Source organism: Mucispirillum schaedleri ASF457, assembly GCF_000487995.2.
GTDB classification, from domain to species: Bacteria; Chrysiogenota; Deferribacteres; order Deferribacterales; family Mucispirillaceae; genus Mucispirillum; species Mucispirillum schaedleri.
On record NZ_CP097562.1, the window covers coordinates 1706141 to 1730666 of the forward strand.

Annotated in this window: 25 protein-coding genes and 2 tRNA genes; 15 read left to right on the top strand and 12 right to left on the bottom strand. The window is 28.5% G+C overall.

Annotation, left to right across the window (positions count from 1 at the left end; genetic code table 11):
* Positions 1-7: 7 nt before the first annotated feature.
* The 3 genes from N508_RS07995 (at position 8) to N508_RS08005 (ending at position 2635) form a co-directional block, all read left to right on the top strand.
* Positions 8-92, top strand: a tRNA-Leu gene (locus N508_RS07995).
* A 710-nt stretch (positions 93-802) separates the two neighbouring features.
* On the top strand, positions 803-1687 hold the full coding sequence (locus tag N508_RS08000) for an IS30 family transposase (RefSeq protein WP_179077821.1): 885 nt from the start codon (positions 803-805) through the stop codon (positions 1685-1687).
* A gap of 522 nt (positions 1688-2209) precedes the next feature.
* Positions 2210-2635: a helix-turn-helix domain-containing protein gene (locus N508_RS08005; protein WP_023275900.1), complete on the top strand. Its 426-nt coding sequence runs from the start codon at positions 2210-2212 to the stop codon at positions 2633-2635.
* A 952-nt stretch (positions 2636-3587) separates the two neighbouring features.
* Here N508_RS08005 and N508_RS08010 read toward each other — a convergent pair.
* The 9 genes from N508_RS08010 to N508_RS08050 form a co-directional block, all read right to left on the bottom strand.
* Positions 3588-3661 (bottom strand) — tRNA-Arg (locus N508_RS08010).
* A 53-nt stretch (positions 3662-3714) separates the two neighbouring features.
* A complete protein-coding gene (locus tag N508_RS08015; RefSeq protein ID WP_023275901.1) occupies positions 3715-4644 on the bottom strand; it encodes a tyrosine-type recombinase/integrase in 930 nt (309 codons plus the stop codon).
* A 54-nt stretch (positions 4645-4698) separates the two neighbouring features.
* A complete protein-coding gene (locus tag N508_RS08020; RefSeq protein ID WP_023275902.1) occupies positions 4699-5163 on the bottom strand; it encodes a hypothetical protein in 465 nt (154 codons plus the stop codon).
* A gap of 50 nt (positions 5164-5213) precedes the next feature.
* Positions 5214-5429, bottom strand: a complete 216-nt coding sequence (locus N508_RS08025; RefSeq protein ID WP_023275903.1) for a hypothetical protein — start codon at positions 5427-5429, stop codon at positions 5214-5216.
* On the bottom strand, positions 5419-6489 hold the full coding sequence (locus tag N508_RS08030) for a ParB/RepB/Spo0J family partition protein (RefSeq protein ID WP_023275904.1): 1071 nt from the start codon (positions 6487-6489) through the stop codon (positions 5419-5421). The genes N508_RS08025 and N508_RS08030 overlap by 11 nt, the downstream gene beginning before the upstream one ends.
* An 11-nt stretch (positions 6490-6500) precedes the next feature.
* On the bottom strand, positions 6501-7235 hold the full coding sequence (locus N508_RS08035) for a ParA family protein (RefSeq protein ID WP_023275905.1): 735 nt from the start codon (positions 7233-7235) through the stop codon (positions 6501-6503).
* Between the two features lie 363 nt (positions 7236-7598).
* Positions 7599-8102: an ATP-binding protein gene (locus N508_RS08040; protein ID WP_023275906.1), complete on the bottom strand. Its 504-nt coding sequence runs from the start codon at positions 8100-8102 to the stop codon at positions 7599-7601.
* Position 8103: 1 nt separating this feature from the next.
* Positions 8104-8478, bottom strand: a complete 375-nt coding sequence (locus N508_RS08045) for an ASCH domain-containing protein (RefSeq protein WP_023275907.1) — start codon at positions 8476-8478, stop codon at positions 8104-8106.
* Positions 8456-9520 carry a hypothetical protein gene (locus tag N508_RS08050; protein WP_040636944.1) on the bottom strand — a complete coding sequence of 355 codons (1065 nt, stop codon included), beginning with the start codon at positions 9518-9520 and terminating at the stop codon, positions 8456-8458. The genes N508_RS08045 and N508_RS08050 overlap by 23 nt, the downstream gene beginning before the upstream one ends.
* Positions 9521-10044: 524 nt before the next feature.
* Here N508_RS08050 and trbB point away from each other — a divergent pair.
* The 12 genes from trbB to N508_RS08110 all read left to right on the top strand — a co-directional run bounded on the left by trbB (position 10045) and on the right by N508_RS08110 (position 22937).
* Positions 10045-10998, top strand: a complete 954-nt coding sequence (gene trbB, locus N508_RS08055; RefSeq protein ID WP_023275909.1) for a P-type conjugative transfer ATPase TrbB — start codon at positions 10045-10047, stop codon at positions 10996-10998.
* A 22-nt stretch (positions 10999-11020) separates the two neighbouring features.
* A complete protein-coding gene (locus N508_RS08060) occupies positions 11021-11359 on the top strand; it encodes a TrbC/VirB2 family type IV secretion system protein (protein WP_023275910.1) in 339 nt (112 codons plus the stop codon).
* Between the two features lie 2 nt (positions 11360-11361).
* A complete protein-coding gene (gene trbD / locus N508_RS08065; protein WP_023275911.1) occupies positions 11362-11652 on the top strand; it encodes a conjugal transfer protein TrbD in 291 nt (96 codons plus the stop codon).
* A 10-nt stretch (positions 11653-11662) separates the two neighbouring features.
* Positions 11663-14287: a TraG/VirB4 family ATPase gene (locus N508_RS08070; RefSeq protein WP_051350780.1), complete on the top strand. Its 2625-nt coding sequence runs from the start codon at positions 11663-11665 to the stop codon at positions 14285-14287.
* Positions 14274-15038: a VirB8/TrbF family protein gene (locus N508_RS08075; RefSeq protein WP_023275913.1), complete on the top strand. Its 765-nt coding sequence runs from the start codon at positions 14274-14276 to the stop codon at positions 15036-15038. The genes N508_RS08070 and N508_RS08075 overlap by 14 nt, the downstream gene beginning before the upstream one ends.
* Complete coding sequence (gene trbG, locus N508_RS08080; protein WP_023275914.1) at positions 15019-15918, top strand: P-type conjugative transfer protein TrbG; 900 nt, start codon at positions 15019-15021, stop codon at positions 15916-15918. The genes N508_RS08075 and trbG overlap by 20 nt, the downstream gene beginning before the upstream one ends.
* Before the next feature lies 1 nt (position 15919).
* A complete protein-coding gene (locus N508_RS08085; RefSeq protein ID WP_023275915.1) occupies positions 15920-16378 on the top strand; it encodes a hypothetical protein in 459 nt (152 codons plus the stop codon).
* A 1-nt stretch (position 16379) separates the two neighbouring features.
* Positions 16380-17849: a TrbI/VirB10 family protein gene (locus N508_RS08090; RefSeq protein ID WP_023275916.1), complete on the top strand. Its 1470-nt coding sequence runs from the start codon at positions 16380-16382 to the stop codon at positions 17847-17849.
* Positions 17850-17955: 106 nt separating this feature from the next.
* Positions 17956-18738, top strand: coding sequence for a TrbJ/VirB5 family protein (locus N508_RS08095; protein WP_023275917.1), 783 nt, complete (start codon positions 17956-17958; stop codon positions 18736-18738).
* Between the two features lie 11 nt (positions 18739-18749).
* On the top strand, positions 18750-20063 hold the full coding sequence (locus N508_RS08100; protein ID WP_023275918.1) for a type IV secretion system protein: 1314 nt from the start codon (positions 18750-18752) through the stop codon (positions 20061-20063).
* 11 nt (positions 20064-20074) lie between these two features.
* Positions 20075-20605 carry a transglycosylase SLT domain-containing protein gene (locus N508_RS08105; protein WP_023275919.1) on the top strand — a complete coding sequence of 177 codons (531 nt, stop codon included), beginning with the start codon at positions 20075-20077 and terminating at the stop codon, positions 20603-20605.
* Positions 20606-20615: 10 nt separating this feature from the next.
* Positions 20616-22937 (top strand): PKD domain-containing protein, encoded by a 2322-nt coding sequence (locus N508_RS08110; protein WP_023275920.1) that lies wholly within the window; start codon positions 20616-20618, stop codon positions 22935-22937.
* Positions 22938-22954: 17 nt separating this feature from the next.
* Here N508_RS08110 and N508_RS08115 read toward each other — a convergent pair whose 3' ends face one another.
* From N508_RS08115 to N508_RS08125, 3 genes are all read right to left on the bottom strand, one after another.
* Complete coding sequence (locus N508_RS08115; RefSeq protein ID WP_023275921.1) at positions 22955-23647, bottom strand: hypothetical protein; 693 nt, start codon at positions 23645-23647, stop codon at positions 22955-22957.
* A gap of 136 nt (positions 23648-23783) precedes the next feature.
* On the bottom strand, positions 23784-24131 hold the full coding sequence (gene vapD / locus N508_RS08120; protein WP_023275922.1) for a VapD family protein: 348 nt from the start codon (positions 24129-24131) through the stop codon (positions 23784-23786).
* A gap of 3 nt (positions 24132-24134) precedes the next feature.
* The gene (locus tag N508_RS08125; RefSeq protein WP_023275923.1) at positions 24135-24455 is read right to left on the bottom strand and encodes a hypothetical protein; all 321 of its coding nucleotides are present in this window, start codon (positions 24453-24455) and stop codon (positions 24135-24137) included.
* Positions 24456-24526: the final 71 nt, after the last annotated feature.

The window sequence follows — 24526 nt, forward strand, 5'->3', positions numbered from 1 at the left end:
AATGTCTGCCCGAGTGGCGGAATTGGTAGACGCAAGGGACTTAAAATCCCTCGGGTATTTCACCTGTGCCGGTTCGATTCCGGCCTCGGGCATTTTTACTGTCATTAATTAATAGGCTGTTGCTAATATAAGGTCATTAATCAGTAATATTTATTTAATTCTATACAAATCAAATAAGCATATCCGTTGCTCGTTGCATTTTTTTAATATCCACTAAAATTTTATGATATATGATATACAGGATTATTTTTAATACTGTATATGTTATTTACTGGAAGATTTTTTTTTAAAAATTACAGTAAATAATATTTAACATTAAAATTGATATGAAGCAGTATTAAATATTTCAGATAAAGTTAGATATTTTAAGCAGAGTAGCATTTTTAACCAACATATTATTAAATAATATAATAAGACTTATAAGTTAAATTTAAGCATTATCCTTTTATAATATCTAATATTAGATTAGCAGCAGATAATATAACAATAAAAATTAATAAGATTGTCCTTTGTTTTTCACTCATTGGTAAATTCTAAAAACGATTGCGAAAAAGTGAATAAATAAAAAAGTGGTTGTTAAAACTCTTTAAATAAAATAATATTTTTTAGCCAAAAAATAGAGTAAGAGAGGTAACAACCACAAATGGATACTACACCAAAAAATCGTAAAAATAAACACTTAAATGCATTTGAGTGTTATAAATTAGAAGGTCTGTTGAAATCCAAAGTTAGTGTGTTGGAAATAGTGTAGATATTATGCAGGTCTAAAAGCACGATATACCGAGAAATAAAGCGAGGGACAGTGGAATTTCTCAACAGTGACTTGAGTGTAAGGAAAGAATATAGTGCATACTATTCTCTAAATATAAGGCAAGGTTTAATGAGTAAAACAGGTAGGAAATTACAATATAACATTGAATATGGCTTATTAGACTATATACAGAGTAAGTTAGATGAGAAGTATTCCCCAGATGTTATATCTGGAGAGTTAAGGCATCAGTGTATATCAACAATAAGTACCCAAACAATATATAACTATATATCATTAGGACTATTAGAAAGTATAGAATATAGAAAATATACTAAACAATGTAAAAGTAATCCACGAACAGCCTATAATAATACACGCGGCAGAAGTATAGACGAACGACCATTTGAACTGAAAGAGCGACTATATGGCAATTGGGAGATGGATACAGTGGTGGGCAAACAAGGCAGTAAATCAGCCTTACTGGTGCTTACAGAACGAGTATCACGGTTTGAAATAATAATCAAATTAAGAAATAAAACACAGAAAAGTATAATAGCAGCATTAGATAAGTTAGAAAGAAAGTATAAAGATAAATTCAGCTTAATATTTAAGAGCATAACAGTAGATAATGGTGTAGAATTTTTAGATATGGCAGGTTTAGAAAAATCAGTGTATGATAAAGTATCTAAACGAACAACTATTTATTATGCTCACCCTTATTGCTCTTGGGAGAGGGGAAGTAATGAGAATAATAATAAACTTATAAGGAAATTTATTAAAAAGAAAACTGATATTAAAAACTTTTCAGCTGCTTATATTAAAAAAATACAAGACTGGATGAATAATTATCCTAGAAAATTATTTAATTATAAATCGGCTAATGATATATTTTATGAGAACTTAAACAACTGCTTAAAATGTTGCAATCGTTTTTAGATTTTACAGTTTTTCACTCATTTTCTTTTACTCTTGACAAAATCACGAAGAAAGGTTAAATTATGGGTAGAGACACATGGTTATATACCATGTATCTCCATTTTTTAAAGCAGCTCTCTAATAAGCCTTATGATTTCAATGATTGCTAGCACAATCATTGAAATGTCAGCCAATGAGAGCTTTCTTTTTTTATCACACTATATAAAACTTTTCCCAGCAATACTTTTGTTTTCTAACTATTCAAATTTTAGCTGCTAAAATTTATATAATGACTAGTTTATAAGTATTACACCACATAATTATTTTATTATCAATATTTCTAAAAAACAATGCTAATATAAAAGTTATACAGTATATGATGGGATACATCTTATTGCAGCAGCAGAACAATATTTAGCAAATGACAGGGTAAAATCCAAAAACGATTTCAAAACAATTGAGTCAAAAAAAGTGGTTGTTAAAACTGTTTAAATAAAATAATATTTTTCAGCCAAAAAAATAAAAAGGAGTTAACAACCACTAATGTATACTACACTAAAACGACAAAAAAATAAACACTTAAGTTCATCAGAATGCTGCAAACTAGAAATATTATTAAAATCAAAAATGAATGTAAGTGAGATATCGGAGTTATTAGAAAGAGACAAAAGCACAATATACCAAGAAATTAAACGGGGTCTGGTAGAGTTTCGCAACAGTGACTGTAGTGTAAGAAAAGAATACAGTGCCTATTATTCATTAAACATAAGGGGACAGTTAATGAGTAAAACAGGGCGAAAGTTGTTCTATGAAAAAGACAGTTTGTTATTAAGTTATATACAAAGTAAGTTAGACGAGAAGTATTCCCCCGATGCCATATCTGGTGAATTAAGGCATCAGGGTATATTAACAATTATTAAAAATTTTTCAGCTGCTTATATTAAAAAAATTCGGGGACTGGATGAATAATTATCCTAGAACATTATTTAACTATAAATCGGCTAATGATATTTTTTATGAGAACATAAAACAATGCTTAAAATCTTGCAATTGTTTTTGGAGTTTACAAGCACGAAAAGAATAGTAAAAAATAGTAGTAAATTTATGCGATTTCACATATAGTGTATAAAAAAATATGTAACATGTATTTAAAAAGATAAATCATTAATAATATTACATAAAAATAGATAAAGATTAAAAATAAATGTGTATCTAATACGATTATTCAAATAAATATTTGGCAGGCTCAATATGTGTGAACAGACTGGGATAATGCTTCAATAGAAATTTTCGAACATACAGTAGAAGAATATATACCATACATTAAACCTAGATAATTTGCAGTATAAAGCCTCTATATGCAGGCTATTTTTTTGAAGATGCTGCAATATTCAACCCCCGCACCCATGTTTGAGAAGATGCTCCCGCTCCTTGCCTTTTCTTCCCCAACAACTCGTAAAAAAATAATTATTTTATAAATTATTAATCTAACCAAACAAATATAAAAACACCATACCAACACAAACAAAATATAAAACAAAGCTGCACAATGCATTAATATTAAAATTCAATAATAAGCCAAACAATTTCATATAATAATAGATTAACCAAACTATTTTAAAATAAATGCTGCTGCATTGCATTTTTTTTTGCAAAAATTATACATTTCCTGCGGGCTTCACTCCCGCACGGCAATTTTTAGTACAGAAAGAACCTATTGAGGAAATTTAGCAGTGATTTTTACTGCTAACTTCCAACTGGGGGGGGCATGGGGCTTGCTCTGTTTTTGAGAAAAATGTAAGAAACTGTGTAGATATATGTAATAAAAATAAGTGTAATTTAAGTGTAATTATATAATTAGAATACATTGTTTACTGCACTAGATGCAAAAAAAGCCTTGAATAATCAAGGTATTAAGAAATGCCCCTGACAGGAATTGAACCTGTGGCCTGCGGATTAGGAATCCGTCGCTCTATCCAACTGAGCTACAGAGGCAGATTACATCTGATTATTTTATATTAGAAAAACTTAATACAAGTATTATATGATTAAGCTTTATTAGAACTTCTATTTATAAAGCATAATTTATTGCTTGCGTCAAGCTCTTTTTTGCTATCATTTGCTAAATATCGCTCTGTCATTGCAATAGAGCTGTGTCCTAACATGTGCTGTATGACTTTAATATTGGTGCCATTATGCAAAAGAGTTGTAGCAAAAGTTCTTCTTAAATCATGAAATCTAAAATATTTAATATCTGCCTGCTTTAATGCACTTTTAAAAGACCTTTTTACTTCTTTTGTTTTAAATACATATTCACCATTATCATATTCAAGCATATATTTATTTAATTCATCAAGCAAGTCTTGATGCAAACATATAAGCTGTCCCTTACCTGACTTTGTTTCACAGCCATCAAGCTGGTAAATATTACCTTGAATGTTTGATTTTTTCATATTTACTATATTGCTGTATCTCATACCAGTATATAATGCTGCTAACACTATGTAATAAAGCTCTTTATTCTTACTTTTTTTACAGGCTTCAAGTAGTGCATTCACTTCAAATTCATTTAATGCCCTGTTTCTGCTTTCTTCTTTATATTTTTTTATATATTTTACTGGATTTTCTTTTATCAGTTTATCTTTAATTGCAGTATTAAATATATGGCTTAAACAAGAACGATAACGATTTTGAGTAGCCTGTGTAATCTTTCTATCCTTTTTTAAAAGGTTAAAGAAATTAACAATATCATTTTCTGTTATATCAAAAATTGCTTTTTTTACAAATGTATAGCTTGTAATTATTTTTAATTTGCCTAAGATATCCCTAAAATTTCTTTCTGTCTTGGAATTTCTTTGAAAAGGAATATAAGTATCATTAATATACCTTTCTAATGTGATTTTTTCATTATCTGTATTATCAGACATTAATACAGATGTTAATTCATTGATTTGTTTTAAGATTTCTGATTTTGTCATAGTGTGTCTCCTTGCTGTTTTTTGCTAAATACAGCAAGGAAATTACCACATAGACTAAAATACCAAATACATAATAAGCAGCGAAAGAATAATATTACCAGCAAGTAATAATTTTACATAAAAATTGCTTGTGATAAACATATTATTTTTTTCTTCATTAGCTTTGCTTAATTTATTTATTTTATCAGCAATAAAGTATAAAGTTTCCTGCACTTTTTCATCAGTTGATATTTTAATTTCATTAGTTAGGAATTGCACTTTTGAAAGAAATTCTTTATCATCTTCAATTTTTTTATTATCTAAATAGGCTTTAAATTCATCAATCACATCTCTTTGCTGCTGTCCTGCATTATCTATCCTATTATCAAGTTCTTCTGCATATTCTTTAAAGACATATTTTGCAATAGTATAAAACATTAGAACAGGGTCATTATTTTCAATAATGGATTCATTATTTAAAGCAATAGTTTTGATTAATTCTTCAAACTCTGCATCATCAATTTTATATATTTTACTCATTATCTTCACCTTTGATTTAATAATTTTATTCTTTCAACACTTCCATCAGCCTATATTAGCTCTGAATATGTAGAAAGCATAACATCTTTGAAAAAGTCAATTCCTCCATCTTTTAATTCTTTTTCAAGCAATTTTAAAATTTCGTGCAGTGCAGCATTATGCATAAAAATCAAGCTGCTTATATCACCATTAATTTTAGAATATACCTTTTTATTTTTATCAATTATTACTCTTAATTCTGCATAATTATTATGATTATTTCTCATTTTGAACTCGTATCTTATACACAAATTTAAGCATATCTGAAAGTTTATTATTTTCAAAAAGATATCTATATAATTCATCTGATAGCATAATTAAAATCTTATCATCAGAATTACAAATATTTTTTGTATATAAATCAAGATAAATATCTTTATACCACATTTGTCTATTTTCTTTCATATTCTGCTTATTAGAAGTCTTTTTTATTGATGTATCTATGTTATCTATATTTTCAGTAATTCCTATTTCATATGCATTAAAATGATTTTCAGCAATATCATTATCATCTTTTTCATTAGTTTCTAATTCTTGAACTATTTCATTGATATTAGTCTCTGCTAGTTCATCTAAATAATCTCCAATATTTGGTCTAGCTAAATCTTCATCTGTAATAATAGATTTATTATCATCATTGGATAAGTTATTTAATTTCTCAATAATATTTCTACTAATATTATCAATACTTTTAATATAATCAAGTGCTGCTGCATATATATCTGGCTCTGCATTATTGAGAAATTTATTAATTTCTACAATTAAAGTAATATCTTTTGTTTTTGGAGTAAGCAGTTCTTTAATATAATTATCAATTTTTGCATAATTATAGTATAATGTAATGTATGAGTTACTTTTAGATAATGATTTAGCAATATCTTTCTTTTTCTTTTTTTGAACATCAATCAAATATTTGATAGTTTCTGCTATTTCATCAAAATTCAGCTCTTGTCTTTGCACATTTTCTACCAGTTGCTTTTCAAATATGTCTTCAAAATTAGTATTAACTATGACAGCAGGTATTGATTTTAATCCTGCCTGTTTAGCTGCTCTAAATCGTCGTTCTCCATAACAAATTCTATAAACATTATCATTTTTAAATAATGTTATAGGTGAAAGCACTCCATGCAGTCTGATTGATTCTGCTAAATCATCTATATTATCAAATATTTTTCTTGGCTGGGTAGGGTCAATTTCAATTTTATCTAAATCTATTTCCTGAAATTTTTCTTCATTAGCATTCATTAGTAAATCACTTGTTTTTTTAATATCTTTTAAAAAATCCATATAATTACCCCTTACATTTTTGCATATATTGTGTCAAATACATTAATTAATTCTTTTTTATGTTTTGAATTACTTTTAAAGAAAGAAGTCTGGCTTGCACTAGCATTTGCTAAATCATTTCTATATTTAATAAATGGCAAAAATAAATCCTGACCATATTCAGAGTATAGTTTTTCTAAATTTTTACTTTGCCTTTTATTTGTAGTAATTACACGAGAAGGCAGCACACCAAGAAAAGACATATCATTATTTCTATTTTTTTTGATATTGAATATAGTATTAAGCATTAGAGATAAGCCTTGTAATGAATATATTTCAAGCTCAATAGGAGTTATTACATAATTTGATAACTCAAGTGAATATATAAGTTTATTAGACAGCACAGGTGCAGTATCTATAAGAATATAATCAAATAAAGTATATAAATATTTTAGATTTTGCAGATAGTTAATAGAGTTATCAAATTCATTTTCATTTGATAAATCAATAGTAGATTTGAAAAGATTTATTTCATCTTTTTTTATTCCAGAAATTTTAGCCGCTAAAATATTTACATCATCAGTAAAAAGTGAATAAGTATCGCCAATAATATTAGCATTACATAATGAGTATGAACAATTAGCTTGAGTATCTGTATCAATAACTAATACAGATTTATTTTTAAAATCCTTTAAATAATAAGCAAAATTAATTAAAAAAGTAGTCTTGCCAACGCCACCTTTTTGGTTTGCAACAGTAAATATCATATTGACACTCCATTATTTTATTTTTGTATTATGATTTAATACTGCTTTAAACTGAACTAATATTGAAAAGCTATTAAAAAAACTGAAAATATAATATTTAGCTATATATTAAGTGCAGATAATCATCAGAACAAGAGCTTATAAATTTGGTTTTAAGCAGTTACATGCCCATTTACAAGATGCAGGGGCGTGTTTCTGCTCATTTATACTTAATTAATGATACTATAAATATTATAATAAATTTTGAAAAGTAGGAAAGAAATTTTTGTAATGACACTTTTTTAAACTGAATAAGGAGTAAAGAGAAAAAGTGAACTAAAACGGTAGATTTTAATAAGACACCTGTGAAGTATTTTTTTCATGTTATATTAATTTTATTTCATCCAAATTTATATTGTTGTTAGTTGTATCTATAATATGTTCTTCAAAACCCATATATTTACATAATTCTTTATATCTTTTTATTTCTGCTTCCTGCATTTTATATAATAAATCAATATCATACTGTTTATTATCTCTAGCTAATATTCTATCTTGAATATGATGAATTTCACAGACCACAAGGAACATTTTTGTTATATTCATTTCATAATATATATCTTTTGGAACATTTTGAATGATGCCTTTACTTAAAAGTGTATAATGTCCATCTAAGATGATTGAGTTATATTTATCTTTTAGATGTTGTAATTCAGCTATTAAAACATTTTGATTAGAATTGATACTTTTCACTTCTTTATTTTTTTGAATACCTTGATTAATTAACTCTCCTGCTGAAAAATGTTTTATACTTAATTGACTTGATAATCGTTTACATAGAAATGTTTTTCCAACTCCATGTATACCGCCAAAAAAATGTATATTCATATTAATGTTCTACATCCCAATACATAAATGATTGTGGAGCCTTAAACTGTTTAATTATATCTTTAGGCTCAAGTTCATATTGTTTAATATTTCCAATTTTTATCGCATAAGCAATTTTTCTGTTATAAAAATATTTATCAAAATAGTCCTGTGTAATACCAGCAAATTCCTGTGTTATTTGCCAAATATTTTCAGGTGTATCATATAAAATGCCATCAATTTCAAATTCGCCAATAATTTTACAAAATGGAGTTGTTTTATAAATTACAACTGTATCAACATTCTTTTTGAATATTGCTTTACGATATTCATATTTTTTATTACCTTTAATAATACTTTCAACAAATTTTGGTTTAATAGATAATAAGACCTTCACTTACTCCACCTAATTCACAAATTCTTTTGAATTGCTCTTTTGTCATCTGCATTAATCCTGCATATGCTTCTCTATCTATATTAGCTTTTTCAATTAAATCATGTCTTGTAATTCTTTTATCTAATGCGACATTATATGTCATTTTTATAACATAGTTATTTTTATTGGCAAATTCTATTTTTAGCTCTTTTTCAGAAAAAATACTATATTTAGAGTAATCCAAAAATTCATCAATATTTTTAAATGAATTTATACTTTTATTTTTATCTACAATACAAATAGATGTGGCAACAGACGAATATTCTGCACTTTTTCCTTTTTCTGCTGTTCTATATATTACTACTACATCATTTCTAGAAATTTGTTCCATTCCTTGCATTCTTGCAATATATATCTTCTTTATACTATTAGCAGGAGTTACATCATTAATTAATTGGTTAAGTATATGATTTTCTGTTCTTAAGGCAGAATCTGGAAAAAGTTTTGTATGATATTCAGGATAAATACCCAAAAGCCATATATTATTGTCCTGCACATTAACAACTGGATAATCTAAATAAATATTGTTATTTTGAGTAACAAAATTTTTTAAAAATACTTCTTCTCTACCATTATCGGTTATTTTTTCACCATACTTGATAAAGCCATATTCACATAATCTTTTTATAAGTTTCTCATGTTTTTCAAATACTGTAACATAAACATATTTAATACTATTTGCAATAGCCATATCAAAAATTTTTTTGATATATCTATCAGAAAGTTTCGTTCCATGTGCTTCTATTTTAAATGTTCCAACTTTTAAAACTTTCTTGTCATTTAAAGATGGACTTATATCAACTATTGGACCATTCTCTATTTTTAAATACATAAAACCTATTAAATTATTGTCATTATCGTATGTCACGAAAACTGTTTCATCTCTTTTTTTGCTGAACCAACTAGTAAATTCAGAATAGCTATTTTTTAAATCATTAAAAAAAGGAACATTAATATCTATATCTTTGAATTTAGATAGTTGAATAACAGGGTCTTTAAGCATAGATGCCTCATATGAATTAATTAGAAATATATTTATGTATAATGTATATACAAAAATATATTCAAATGCAAGCATAAAAAATTTCAGCCGCTAAACTTTTTTGTATTTTTAATAAATTCAGGATGATTTTTGAAAAATCAATTGAAAATTTTACTTGAAATAAAATTAAAATTGTATATACTGAAGATAGTTGGAGCGGTTAGCTCCATTAAGATTTTTTATTTTAAAATCCGCTTGTTGCTACCAAGCGGTTTTTTTATGTTATTTTTTAAGCTTATATATTAGATAAGCTAGGGCTGTAACTAAAATTATAATTGTAGTCCAGCTTTCTTGTAACATAAGCTCATCTCCATTATAATATTTATTATTAATGTGATAAGCTAACCGCTTTTTCCAACTACCCATCTTTTTATATCATTAAAATTATATAATTTCAATTAAAATATCTTTTTTTTAAATCTTTTTCAAAAAATATCAAAAATAGTTCAGTTGCCATCAGTATATAAAATACAGGTGATAGAAATATGATTAAAGAAGAAAACAAACGAAATATTGAAATGATAAAAAAGACATTAGGTTCAATTTTTATGGAAAAATTACAAGACCCTAATGTAATAGAGATAATGTGTAACAGCGATGGTTCATTATGGATAGATGAGCTTGGAGTTGGTATGTCCAAAGTAGGCAGTATTAATCCATATAATGTTCAAGCTGCAATCAATGTAATAGCCTCAATGCTTAAAATAACAGCTACAAAAGAAATGCCTATTATTGAGGGTGAGTTTCCATTAGATAATTCAAGATTTGCAGCACAACTTCCACCAGTAGTTGCAAGCCCTACATTTGCTTTAAGGAAAAAAGCAAGTCTAGTATTTACATTAGAAAACTATGTTGAAAAAAATATGATGACTGAACACCAAAAAGAAATAATAAAAGAAGCCATAAGAGAACATAAAAATATAGTCATAGTAGGTGGCACAAGTTCTGGCAAAACTACATTAACTAATGCCTGTATAGATTATATGTCAAAAATTGCAAACGAAGAAAGAATAATCATTATAGAAGATACTGGAGAGATACAATGTAAGGCTGTTAATTCAGTTCTTTTTCATACAACAGTTCATACATCTATCACAGATTTATTAAAAACTACATTAAGAATGAGACCTGATAGAATAATTATTGGGGAAGTTAGAGACCATACAGCATTGGATTTGCTTGATGCCTGGTCTACAGGACACCCCGGGGGAATATCTACAATCCATGCTAATAATTCATTGCAGGCACTTGATAGAATAGAGGGGCTTGTATCTCGTCATAATAATGCACCTGATGATAAAAAATCGGTAATAAGTAATGCAGTTGATTTAATAATAAATATAAGAAAGACAGGCTTAAATAGGAAAGTAGAAGAGATATTAGAGTTAGAAGGTTATGACAAGAATAAAAATGAATATATTTTTAAATATATAAAATAAGTTTTCAGATGGAGGAAAGAAAATGAAAACAAGAATTCTATTAGTAATTTTAATGTTAGTTGTAACAAGTTCATTAGCTTATGCTGGAGGCACACTGCCTTTTGAAAGTGGGCTTACAAAAATCAGTAATTCTTTGTCAGGTCCTGTTGCAATCAGCATTGCAGTCATAGCATTTGCAGCTGCTGGTATAATGTATGTATTTAATCCAGATGCAACTGCTTTAATAAAAGGGCTAATAGGTTTGTGCATAGCATTAGGTGTAATGTTTGGTGGAAAAGTATTTGTTGATTTAATCGCCAAGCCATCAAGTTCAGGTTGTATTATTACACAAGACTACATTGATAAAATGCCAAAGAGTTAAATATGGATAATAAAATTTATAGATTTGGCTGGCGACCAGTTCTTTTTATGGGTGGTGATAGGGAGTTAGTATTACTAACTGCCCTATTCTCTGGAATGATTATGTTTTACAGCTTTGACCTAGTGCTTTTCATAATAGCTTTTACTCTTTTTATGGTGTCATTAAAAGCATTTAGAATGATAGCCAAAGCTGACCCATTAATGAAGAATGTATATTTAAGACATACAAAATATAAGGGGATTTATTTAGCAAAAAGCACCCCTTATGTAGTTAGCAATAAAATTTATAAATAAATGGTGCTGTATGTATATGCTGCTTTTAGGAACAAGTATATTTTTTACTGTTATGTCAGGTATAGTTCTTTTATTAATATTTTTAAGGCTGATAGATATAAACAGCTTTTTTAAAACAAACACATTTAAAAGGCGGGAAGAAGGATTTAGTGATTTACTACAATATGATACTGTAATTGAAGATGGTATTATATTATTAAAAAATGGCTCATTGCTTTCTGGATTTTACTATAAAGGCTTGGATATGTCTGAACTAGCAAGAGAAGACCATGATATAATGACAGCAAGAATATCTAAGGCAATATTTGAATTAGGTTCTGGCTGGGCAGTTAATTTTGATGCAATCAGGCTTGAAAGCAGGAACTATCCAGACAGAGCATTTTCGTCATACAACAAAGAAATTAGTTTTGCCATTGATGAAGAAAGAAGAGAGCTGTTTTCAACTCGTGGGACAATGTTTAGAACAGAAAACTTTCTAACAGTAACATATACACCACCAACTCTTGTAACAAACAAAATTGTAGATATGATGTATACTCAGGATGAAAATGGTGAACCATTATCATATTATGATAAAAATTTAATCCATTTCAAAAATAAGTTAAATGCTTTTTTTGCAATATTATCTACAATTTTTAAGATAGAAAAATTAGGAAATACTACATACATATCAGAAGATGGCTCTAAACACAAAAGAGATGTGTTTTTAGAATATCTGCATTACTGTGCTACTGGTAAAGTGCAGACAATCAATACACCAAATAATATAAATATCAGCCTTGATTCTATAATATGCGGTGAGGATTTTATTACTGGAATTTATCCAAAAATTGGGAAGTATTACATAGCAGCAGTCGCCATTGATGGTTTTCCAGCAGAAAGTTATCCAACTATATTAAACAGGCTTTCAGATATACCAGTAACTACAAGATTTTCAACAAGATTTATATGTATAGACAAGCTGGAAGCAGAAAAGAAACTAGATACAATCAAAAAGCGTTGGCAGCAGAAACAACGGGGTATGATGCAGGTTATTTTAAATCAACAGCAGACAGATACTAATACAAATTGGGATGCAGTAGAAATGACTCAGGATGCAATAGAAGGCATCACGCTGCAAAATAGTGAAAGAGCAATATTTGGCTATTATACAGCCAACATTATACTTATGGAAGAAAACCAAGAAGTATTAGAGAAATGGTCATTAGAGATAAAGAAAATAATAAGTTCATTAGGTTTTAATGCAAGAGTGGAAACTGTTAATACAGTAGAAGCATTTTTAGGTAGTCTTCCAGGACATAATATAGAAAATGTTAGACGATTTTTTATTCATAGCTTAAATTTAGGTGATTTAATTCCAAAACATTCTGTATGGACTGGTTATGAAAATACACCATGTGATAAATTTCCAAAAGAAGCACCCTGTCTTATGGAATGTATCACAACTGGCAATACACCATATCATTTAAATCTGCATGTAAAAGATGTAGGACATACTTTAATAGTTGGTCCAACAGGGGCTGGGAAATCTACTTTATTATGTATGATAGCTGCTCAAGCATTTAGATATAAAGATGCTACTGTATTTTCATTTGATAAAGGTATGTCTATGTTTGCATTAAATCAGGCATTAGGTGGAGTTCATTTTGAAATAGGAAGTGATGACAGCACTGTATCTTTTGCACCTTTTAATTATATAGATACTCAAGAAGAACGGTCTTGGCTTGTATCATTTGTAGAAAACATATTACAGCTTAATAAGTTAGTAATAACACCAAATATAACAGCAAGTATTCATGAAGCTATAAACAGGCTTTATGAAGTAAAACAGGCAAATATAGTCAATGGTGAAGAGTTTTATATAAGCATAACTGATTTTATAGCACAGTTACATAATCAAACAGTAAATTTGCAAGAAATACTAAATCAGTATGATATAACAGGTGCTTATGGTGGTTATTTTTCATCTACAAAAGATAATCTAAATTTTTCCAGCTTTTCAGTGTTTGAGTTAGAAAAGTTAATGAATTTGGATGATAAAATAATGCTTCCAGTTCTTGATTATTTATTCCGTAAAATAGATTTAAGGCTTAAAGGACAGCCAGCCTTTTTATTAATAGATGAAGCATGGATTGCTTTTAAAAACCCTGTATTTTCAAAAAGAATAATAGAATGGCTAAAAGTATTCAGAAAAAGAAACTGTTCAGTTGTGCTTGCTACTCAAAATTTAGCAGATACATCAACAAGTGAAGCAGAAACCTTATTAAGTGAACTAATTATATCTACTGCAAGTAAAATATTCCTGCCTAATGCAGCAGCTATTAAAGATGAATTTAAAATCATTTATCATAAATTTGGACTTAATGAACAGCAGATAAAAATAATAGCTAATGCAATTCCTAAACGACAGTATTTTCATTACACAGAAGAGGGCAGCAGGCTTTTTGAACTTGCAATAGGAGAACTGGCTTTAAAGTTTGTCGCCATATCTACTATGCCAGAAATAAATATGATTAGAAATTATATAAATAACTATGCTGATAAGTGGGTATATCATTACTTATCAGATAATGGAATAGATTTAAATAGATATTTAACATATTTCAGTTCAGGAGCAGCAGATGGAAATATTTAAAAAAATGAAAACTAAAAAGGATGATTACGAATACAAAGAAAATCCTAATTTAAATGCAAAGAATGTATGGAACTCTAGAATTTCAGAGTTTTTTTGGAAATATAGAGCATGGCAATTATTAGCACTTATATCTTTGCTTATTGCATTTGTTGCTGTTAGTGGTGTTATTTATATTGGTAGTCAGTCAAAATTTATCCCTTATATTGTAGAGGTTAATAAACTTGGTGAAACAATAGTTGTAGGCAGAACACAAGTAGGAACAATTAAAGATCCTAGAATAATAAGAGCAAAAGTAGCAAATTTTATTGATACATTAAGATTAGTGTCAGTAGACCCTGCTTTGCAGAGAAATTACATATATAAAACTTATGAAAGTTTAAGACGGGGCGATCCTGCTTTTGAAAAAGCTAATATTTTTTATCAAGATAATAAAACCAACCCTTTTAAGTTAGGTAAAAACATATCAAGAAATATAGAAATAAAAAGTTTGAACCGCCAGACTGATGAAACATATCAAATAGACTGGCTGGAAAAAACTTATGACAAAAAAGGGATACTATTAAATGTAAAAGAGTTTAGGGCATTAGTTACAGTATTTTTATCTCATATTGATGTAGAATCAGTAGATCAGTTAATAGATAACCCATTGGGAATTTATATAAGAGATTACAACATATCAGAATTAAAAACATCTGATAATTCCATAATAAAAAATGACAGTAAGGAAGTGTATGAAGATGAAAGCAAATAAAATAATACTAATAGTATTGCTAATAATATTTATTTCTATAAAGGATAGTTATTCTCAAACAATAGGAGAAATATTATCAAGTTCAGAGTCAAGCATAAGTGCAAGTATTAACCTTTCATCTAATGAAAAAAAAGCATTACAGATAGTAAATGAATGGACAAAAGGTAATAGAGTTTCACCTATAACAAAAGGCAATAATGGTGAAATTGAAATGATTTATGGTTTATCACAACCACATATATTAACAGCTATATTGCAGGTTACAGATATACAGTTTGAGCAAGGTGAAACAATTACATCAATTCATTTAGGTGATACTGCTAGATGGAGTATGGAGCATATAAAAGCAAACACTATTTATGGTTATCAAGACCATATAATAGTCAAGCCAAAAGATATAAATTTATTAACATCTTTGGTGGTAGTAACAGATAAAAGAACATACCATTTGCAGCTTAAAAGCACTGAACGGCAGTATTATCCTATGGTTAAATTTCATTATCCATCAAGCCTTATAGTTAGAAGCAATAGAGAAGAAATGACAGTAAAAACAAAAGAAATATCTATGAAAGACATAACGACTGGCTCTTATTTAAAAGATTTAAGTTTTGGATACACTATAAAAGGCAATGCAAAATTTAAGCCAGTAAGGGTATATAATGATGGTTTAAAAACCATTGTAGAACTACCAAGAACTATTAATTCAAGCAATATACCAATACTTATGACATTAGAGCCAGAGAGCAAAAAACCAGTTATTGTAAATTACAGGTATCAAAATAATAAATTTATTGTAGATGCTGTATTTGATAAAGCTATTTTAATTTCTGGTGTAGGAAGTAAACAAAAGAAAATAACACTTATCAGAGAGGTAGAATAATATGCAAAAAATATTATTAGTGATGTTATTACTTATATTATCTTCTTGTGCTATAGCAGTAAATGATAAAAATATAGTAACTGTTAAGCTGAATAATAAAATGTATGAAATCATAGCAAAAGATACTATTGATATGATGGAAAAATATATCACACCAAGCACATCAAATCTTATTGTATACAGTAAACAAAATGCTTTTCTAAATAATTTAGAGCAGCATTTCAGAATAGCTGGGTACTCTATTTTTGTAACACCAAAAGAAGAAATAATATTAAAAGAAAGTGATTATGTATTCAGTTATGTATTAGATATGATAGATAAATCAAAAGTAGAAAAAAATATTATTCAAACATTAAGGTATACATTTTCAATCAATAAAAACAGCTGCTCTAAACTGTATAAAGTCAATAATGGTAGTGAATTATTATTTAAATCAGACTGGGTATGTTTAGGAGAATAAGATGGCTTATTTAGATGGTCGTATCAAGCAGGTCTTAAATGCTATTAGTGTAAAGAAATTAACTAATACTCCAAAAATAGCAATCATATTGTTTTTATTAATAGTGTTTGGTTTAACATTACTTGTAATTTTAAATGCTGATAAAAGGACAAAAGGTGAAATTCAAACAACAGAATTAAAAGTAGAAGAAACAGAAGAATATGATGATAAATTTGTAAAAAATCAAGCTGACCTTTTAGGATATGACGAAAATGATGGTAGTAATAAACCTAAAAATTTAAAAAAAGAAGAATATGAAAAGATATTTGCACAAGACCCAGCTTTTCAATATTCAAAATCAAGTAGTAATTCAGAAAATAGTGAATATTTAGAAACTGATTTTTTAAAAGAAGCAGGACTTAGTGTAGAAGATGAAAAAAAGGCTGATGAAATATTATCATTACTTGAAGAAAAAACAGATATAGCAAAAGATACCCCAGCACTACCTGTATTAATATTACTTGATAAAAACACATATGCTTATGGTGTTGCTGGAAGTGATGAACAATATCCAAGTGGCTTAAAGCCAGATAATATTATGCGGACAGCATATTTAACACCAGAGCAAAAACAGGCAATGAAGGAAGCACAGCTTGCAGAAGCTCAGGCAAAATATCAAGAATTACAAGATGCTCTAAAAAGTCCTACAAAAGTTGTTGATAAAAGTGATGAAAATAAAAAAGTTCAAAACGAGCAGGAAGTATCCATGCCATCATATGCTGATAATCTAAAAACTGCTATGGAATATGCAAATACTATGAGACAGGAACAAGAAAGTAAACCAAAAGATGTTTTAGATATTGATGACGGCTTTACATTAAATGCACAAATCAAAAAAGCAAGGCAGGGAGAAATAAAAACTGGTTTTGTTATACCTGCTACACTGCTGACAGAAATAGAAAGTGCATTAAAAGGTATGGTTATTGGACAAGTAAGGCAGTCAGTGTTTGATACGGCAACAGGAGATATGCTTTTAATTCCACAAGGGACAAAATTAATAGGAGATTATCAATCAGATGTTCAATTTGGAGCAAAGAGGATTTTTGTAAGCTGGAAACGGCTTGTATTTCCTAATGGTTCATCCATTGATTTAGGAAATATGCCAGGAGCTGATATGGCTGGTACATCAGGATTTAAGGATAAATATGACAGCCACTTTTGGAAAATGTTTGGTAATGCTTTATTGTTCAGTTTTGTGCTTGCTGGTGTGAATATGACACAAAGCCCTGATTTAATTAATCAGTTTATCCCAGTTATTGGCAGAAATGCAACAAGCTCTTTAAGTGAAAGTGTTGGTCAGTCATTAGGTGAAACATTATCACAGATGATACAGAAAAATTTAAATTTAGCCCCTGATATAACAATCAGGTCTGGTTATCTTTTTAATATAATGATTACAAAAGATTTTGTTTTACCAGAATATATTGAATAAAAATTTTAGCTGCTAAAATTCTATTATCTAGAAAATATAAACAAATATGGAAATGAAATAATAAAGGTTCAGTTGAATACTGTATATATTAAATAGGAGAAGAAATATGAAAAAGTTAATATGTTTTATTGTAGTAATGTCATTTATTATGGTTTCTAAAAGCGATGCTGTTATGCTTACCGAAGATGTAGCTAATCTGCCACATAATATTTTGACTGGTGTCAATACAATGCAATCTATTACAGAAGCAGTTAAGCAGTATAAGCTTTTAATGGACGAATACAAGATGATGGCAAAAAATATGGCAGCACCTTATTTTTGGGTTTTTAATGAAGTTAAAAACTTTGATAAAAATATTAATAAGTATAAAGAGCAGTATAAAAAGTATGGAGATAAGGCTGTATGGGAAGAGCATTTTGCTTCGCTTTTAGACCCTGATACATATGCAACAAGTCCATGTTTTAAATTTGGTGGCTGTTCACCAGAAGAAAATGCAAAAATGAGAGCTAATAGAGAGCTGGCTCTAAAAAATGCAGCAGAGGTAAGCAGGAACTTTGTAAATAGATTTAATGAATTATCAGATGAATATAAAAAAAGGCTTAGCATTATTGAAAAAGTATCAAAGAACAGCGAACAGGCAGATGGTCAATTAAAAGCTATTGGAGCAAGTAACGAGTATTTGCATACATTAAATTCTGCTATTGTAGAATTAACTGCAAAGTTTGATACTTTTCTTGATGCATACAATGCTATGAATATGATTGAAATAGAAAAGCATAGAAGAACAGATGCTATGCTAAATAACCAGCATAATAAAGTAAATATCAATATGCCAACTGATAACAGGCTGTTATTTCTGGATATTATGAAACCTACAGGTTTTAGATAAAAAGGTATTTTATGAAAAAATATCTATATATTTTCATACCTTTATTATTATTTTTTATTTTGTCTAGTGATGTATTTGCAAAAGATATTAATGAAATACAATTTAAATTTGATTACATAGAAGATGTTAAACAACAAATAGCAGAACATTCAGAAAAATGGATGGCACATATAAAAAAGGTTGCATTAAATCTTTTTTATATTCTAGCTGGGATAAGTTTTATATCAAAATTCATTTTAGATGTAATGAGTAAAGGTGAAATAGATGCAAAAGAAAGTATTTCATTTATAGTAAAATTTATTATTACAACTGGATTTTTTTATTATCTGCTTGATAACGGTGTAGCATTAGCTCAATCAATCACAACAGGCTTTACACAACTGGCAACTGATGCCGCTGGTGGAAGACCAAAATATAATAAACTTATAGCACTTGGTTTTGATTTATTAAAAGCTGGGGAACATATAAGCTGGCATGACTGGGAAATTAAATTTATCCATTTTGTAATGTCTGTTTTAACTCTTGTATTTTTAATGATTATGTCAGCTAATCTTGTAATAGAAGAAATAGCAGCTGCTATAATGATATATGCAGGGTTCTTTGTGCTGGCTCTTGGTGGTATGGACTATACAAGAGAAAGTGCTGTAAATTTTTTTAAAGCTGTTCTTGGAATATCATTAAAAATATTAACCATTATTCTTATTATGACAATAACAGTTGGAATTATAGATTCTGTTACAAAAAATTTCAATCTAAATAGTGGTAAAGCTGTATTAGGTGATTTAATTATATATTATGATTTAGTAGCCTTTTTAACAGTATTTTTTCTAACATTATTATCTTTAAAAATTCCTGATGCTGTATCAAACCTTGTATCATCTGCATGGGGCAATATGTCTGGTTTAACATTAATGGGTGGTGTAGCACTTGCCACTAATATTGCACAAAAAACAGCTAATGCCGTCAATTCTACATTCAGAGGGGCAAAAAATGCTCATGCTGGATACAAAGACTATAAGAAAAATAAAGAGATAGGACAAAAGAAAAAAGAAGCAGAATCAAGAGGAGAAGATACTTCATTAAATCCTATGTTCAATAAGCAAAAAAATGCAAGTGGTGGAGCTTATTATGGTGGCAAAGCAGTTGCTGCTGGTGCTGATGCGTTTGGAAGTGTATCAAAAAAATTAAGTAATGTATTTGGTAATTCAAAAGAAATGTCTGACACTGTGCCTAATAATAATCAAGACCAAAGCGGAAACAGTAATGCAGCAAATGATGATACACCAAAAACAAATGATAAACCTAATAACGATAAATCTAGTTAAAGGAGATATAAGTGAATAAAATAATAATTTATATAATAATATTATGCTTGTTAAATTCCAGCTCTATTTATGCAAAAGATTTTCCAGTAAATAATGAATTTACTGTTAAAGAGCGGATAGATTGTGCCGTGCAGGCAAGCATAAAATATAATGTCCCTGTTGATGTATTACTTGCAATATCATCTATTGAAAATGGCAATATAGATACAATAAGCAAAAACACAAACAATACTTATGATTATGGAGTTATGCAAATCAATTCGGATTATATAAAAGATTTAAATAGTAAATTAAATCTTAATATATCTTATACGGATTTTCTAAAAAGAGATTGTTTTTCATTTCAAGTAGCAGCTTATAAACTTAAAGAACATATTAAATTTGACAAAGGCGACCTGCTTACAAGACTTGCAATGTATCACTCAAAAACACCAAAATATAATGAAATTTATAAGAAAAAAATAGTTTTTCACTCTAAATACTGGAGTGATTTTTTACAAAAAAATAATTTTAAACTGTATCTATATTCAGAAATACAGTAAGGAGGAATAAATGAAATTATTTTTTAAAAACTTAAAACAATATCAACTTAAAACTATTCCTAAATTGATTATTTTAAGTTTAGCAGTAGTCATAACAGCTTTTATGTATGCTTGTGATAAAGGAACAGACAGTGTGGATTTTGAGCATTATTTAGATGCTAACGACCGCCGTATAGTTCATTTTAATGCAAAAGGTAAAAGTGATTATGGTGATTTTGAGTATCAATGGCAATTTGGAGATGGTTCAGTTGGCACAGGTAAAGAAATAACTCATGAGTTTGGTGATTTTGGTAAATTTACTGTAATACTTACAGCTACAATTGAAAAGAGCAATATTGAAACAAGTATAGTAAAAGAGATTGAAGTAGTTATTCCAAAAATCACTGGTTTAGACTTTGAAGTTACACCGGATAAAAAGAACCCAAGACTCTACAATTTCCGAGCAGTATCTAATACAGATTATGGTAACATAGAATATGATTGGGACTTTGGCGACGGTATGACTACAAGTGGTGATAATGTTCAGTATGGTTTTGAATATTTTGGTGATTATGAAGTATCATTAAAAGCTACTATTTCAGAATATGAAAAAGTATCAAGTGTAAGCAAACAATTTGTAAAAGTTGCAGCCCCTAGTATTACACGATTGGATATATATGCAGTTCAAGACGATTACAACCCATTTTTGTATCATTTTAAGCCAATAGCAGAATCAAGCTGGGGAACACTAGCATATGAATGGTCATTTGGTGATGGAAAATATGCTTATGATGAAGAAGTGCAGAATATTTATTCAAATTATGCCTCATATGCTGTAAAAGTTAAAGCTACAATAAAGGAAACTGGGACAGTAAAAGAATTAGTGAAAACAATTGAAGTAGAACAGCCAATATTTAAGCATTATGAGATAACCTATACAGTAGACCCTAATGACCCATTAAAAGTATATTTTACAATAGAAAATAAAGATGGTGAAAGTGAAGATATGAGCCAGCAGGATAGTTTTAGGTGGGAATTTAGTGACGGCAACACTGCATCAGGTTTAAGAGTAAATTACAGATATGAAAGCTATGGCGAAAAAACAGTATATGTAACACTACGAACAGCACAGCAGACACAGAAAACACTTACTAAAACATTTACATTAGAAACGCCAGCAATTAAAAATATTAAGCCAAGTGGTAAACCATCATATAAAGCAGGAAATATTGTTCAGTATAATGTAGTTGCTGATAGTGAATTTGAAGATGAAATAGAATATAAATGGGAATTTAATGATGGCACAATAAAAAGTGGAAGAATAGTTGAAAGGGATATGTCATACTGGGCTGATATAGAAGCAGGCACACCAGGACAGATAAAAGAAGAAGTATATGTTACTGCCAGCATACCAAGATTAAATGTGAAAGTTAGGGACTTATATGAAATTTATGTTATAAAACCTAGTATAAAAAATGTAGGAATAAACTGTGTAAATAATGGTTATGTCACGAATGAATTTATTTGCTCACCTAATGATAACGGCACATTTCCAACAATTGCTGGTGGCGGTGGTGGTAAAATAGAATACGAATGGGTATTTAACGGGCAGTCATACAATGGAGCAAATCAAAGATTTAAAGTAGATAGTTTGGCAGAATATCCATTAACTTTAATTGCTACAATTGAAAATACAAATATAACAAAACAGGATAGAATTTCATTGAAAACAGTAGGTAAAGAACCATACATCAGCTGTTATACACAACCAGTTGAAGACACTGCGGAAAATGCGTTATTAACAACCTGCACCCCTACATATGATACTAATTTTTATACTAATGTTAGAATAAAATGGGATTTTGGTGATGGTTCACAACCTTATAATACATTAGACAGAGAAAAACAAACACATAGATATAAGAAAGCTGGTGTTTATCCTGTTAAAATAACATTTCTTTCTACACAAAGTGGAAATGAAAAAATGTATGCTGAAACTGAAGCATTAGCTATGGTAAAACCAGTTGCAAGTGGTAGAATTTGGAAAAGCAGTTATCAAACAGGCGGAGCTAATAAATGCGGTAATATTTATTATTATTTTTATAGGGGTTATTTTGATAATAATTTTCATTTATTTAATCAAGATGATTTCACTATAACAAATGAATTTAATGCAAGTGGTAGTTGTGAATGTCAGGGCGTAAAAGGGACAAATAATGTATGGTATAGTAACGGAAAAGAAATACAAGGTGGTTGTTGGGGTAATTATAATAGTCAAACAATTAAGACTACTATATGCAAAAAAGGAACAACTAATATAGACTATGAATGTGTAAGTAATTTTGATAATTAAAAACAGGAGGCTGGTTTTTACCAGCCTCCTGTACCATACATTCTATTAAAACATATTTCTTTTATGCATTGCGAATCATCTGGATAATCTATTATTAAATCTCCAAAAATTCTTTGACCTAGATACTCTTGCATTAAATTAGTAATATTTGCAGATATTATATTAAACTCTATAGACCCTTTTTGATAAGTTGATTGTTTATAATTTTGTAATTCCATATTATTTGCGAGTACTATTTTGTATTTTACATTATTATCAATGTTTTGTAATTTGATAAAAAAATAAGATTCTGCATCCATAAATAAATAATCTTGAAAGTAATCTATTAGTAACATATCACAATTTTGATTTAGATTTTCTGGAACTGGTTTTAAAACAATTTTTTCACCACATTGCATATTATTATAATAAAAAACTATATCTTTTTCACCTGAAACTGAATTTTTATTAAATTCTAATAATGGTTCTAGATTGTCAGATTTTATATTTGGTTCTCTTAATGATTGCCACCTTATACTACCAGCATACTGTCTTTTGCTTTCATCATTTAACTTTATTTTATACTGATTTTGTTTCACTCTTTCATAAGTAAAATCAGCTGATGTTATAGGACAGGTTTCAGTAACTCCATCGCCATTACTTCCGCTTTCATCAGAACAGCCAACTACTACAAATATAACACCAAATAATAAAAATAACAATTTTTTCATTTAAAAATACCCCCTTTAATAACTTATGATTATATACTAATTGATAAAATTTCAGCCGCTAAAATTTTAGCTGTAATTTGTATATACATTATTCGGGGGGGGGAATGCAAGAGAAAACTTTAAAATATTATAAAAATTATCTTTCAAGTCCTTTGTTTTTATTAATTTCCTTTTCCTGTTTTTTCGCATCATCAAAAATATATTTTAAATCATAAGTTGCACCAATTTCAGTAACATCATATTTTTGAATACAATCTTTCAACCATTTAAATTTCTGATTTAATTTTTCGGTTACACTTATTGCAGAGAACTCTGATATAGGTTCTCTTGAAACATATCCAGAATACTGTCTGTGTTCAAATCCATTATCTTCCATAAATACTTTTATTGCAGAATATGCTTGATGAGTATTTTTAAAATGTTTAAGTAATTCTTTTGTATCTAAATCAAAATTAATTGCTCTTTTTGTTTCTTTTTTTCTCATTTATTAAACCCAAACACCTTCATTTTCATTTTTAAAATGTTCTATTAAATTTTCATCACCTTCTTCTTTATTTATCCAAGTCCACTCTTTTACATTTTTTGTAAACCATTCTGCTTCAACTAACTTATGAAAATTAAATATAGCAAGAGCTGCTAAATCTTTTTCATTACCTTGACAAATATAGGTATATTTATTTTTTTTAATAAGACCAGCATATTCTGCCAGCTCATCAATATTTTGATAAACTTTATCTAAATCATATTTCCCTTCTCTTCTGATTTTATCTTCATCCATAACAATTCTTGTGCCTCTTTTGTAATCCATATTGTGCCTCCAAAATTAAAATTTGTTTCTTATAATGTATATACAAATATACCATTTTTAAGAATATTATA

Bases quoted from the DNA above. Each gene is read 5' to 3' on its own strand.
- N508_RS08060 (WP_023275910.1), top strand. From the start codon at position 11,021: ATGAAAACAAGAATTCTATTAGTAATTTTAATGTTAGTTGTAACAAGT.
- N508_RS08050 (WP_040636944.1), bottom strand. From the start codon at position 9,520: ATGCTTAAAGACCCTGTTATTCAACTATCTAAATTCAAAGATATAGAT.
- N508_RS08005 (WP_023275900.1), top strand. From the start codon at position 2,210: ATGTATACTACACTAAAACGACAAAAAAATAAACACTTAAGTTCATCA.
- vapD (WP_023275922.1), bottom strand. From the start codon at position 24,131: ATGAGAAAAAAAGAAACAAAAAGAGCAATTAATTTTGATTTAGATACA.
- N508_RS08115 (WP_023275921.1), bottom strand. From the start codon at position 23,647: ATGAAAAAATTGTTATTTTTATTATTTGGTGTTATATTTGTAGTAGTT.
- trbG (WP_023275914.1), top strand. From the start codon at position 15,019: ATGAAGATGAAAGCAAATAAAATAATACTAATAGTATTGCTAATAATA.
- N508_RS08125 (WP_023275923.1), bottom strand. From the start codon at position 24,455: ATGGATTACAAAAGAGGCACAAGAATTGTTATGGATGAAGATAAAATC.
- N508_RS08110 (WP_023275920.1), top strand. From the start codon at position 20,616: ATGAAATTATTTTTTAAAAACTTAAAACAATATCAACTTAAAACTATT.
- N508_RS08075 (WP_023275913.1), top strand. From the start codon at position 14,274: ATGGAAATATTTAAAAAAATGAAAACTAAAAAGGATGATTACGAATAC.
- N508_RS08070 (WP_051350780.1), top strand. From the start codon at position 11,663: ATGTATATGCTGCTTTTAGGAACAAGTATATTTTTTACTGTTATGTCA.
- N508_RS08030 (WP_023275904.1), bottom strand. From the start codon at position 6,489: ATGGATTTTTTAAAAGATATTAAAAAAACAAGTGATTTACTAATGAAT.
- N508_RS08095 (WP_023275917.1), top strand. From the start codon at position 17,956: ATGAAAAAGTTAATATGTTTTATTGTAGTAATGTCATTTATTATGGTT.
- trbD (WP_023275911.1), top strand. From the start codon at position 11,362: ATGGATAATAAAATTTATAGATTTGGCTGGCGACCAGTTCTTTTTATG.
- N508_RS08100 (WP_023275918.1), top strand. From the start codon at position 18,750: ATGAAAAAATATCTATATATTTTCATACCTTTATTATTATTTTTTATT.
- N508_RS08020 (WP_023275902.1), bottom strand. From the start codon at position 5,163: ATGAGTAAAATATATAAAATTGATGATGCAGAGTTTGAAGAATTAATC.
- trbB (WP_023275909.1), top strand. From the start codon at position 10,045: ATGATTAAAGAAGAAAACAAACGAAATATTGAAATGATAAAAAAGACA.
- N508_RS08085 (WP_023275915.1), top strand. From the start codon at position 15,920: ATGCAAAAAATATTATTAGTGATGTTATTACTTATATTATCTTCTTGT.
- N508_RS08015 (WP_023275901.1), bottom strand. From the start codon at position 4,644: ATGACAAAATCAGAAATCTTAAAACAAATCAATGAATTAACATCTGTA.
- N508_RS08040 (WP_023275906.1), bottom strand. From the start codon at position 8,102: ATGAATATACATTTTTTTGGCGGTATACATGGAGTTGGAAAAACATTT.
- N508_RS08090 (WP_023275916.1), top strand. From the start codon at position 16,380: ATGGCTTATTTAGATGGTCGTATCAAGCAGGTCTTAAATGCTATTAGT.
- N508_RS08025 (WP_023275903.1), bottom strand. From the start codon at position 5,429: ATGAGAAATAATCATAATAATTATGCAGAATTAAGAGTAATAATTGAT.
- N508_RS08035 (WP_023275905.1), bottom strand. From the start codon at position 7,235: ATGATATTTACTGTTGCAAACCAAAAAGGTGGCGTTGGCAAGACTACT.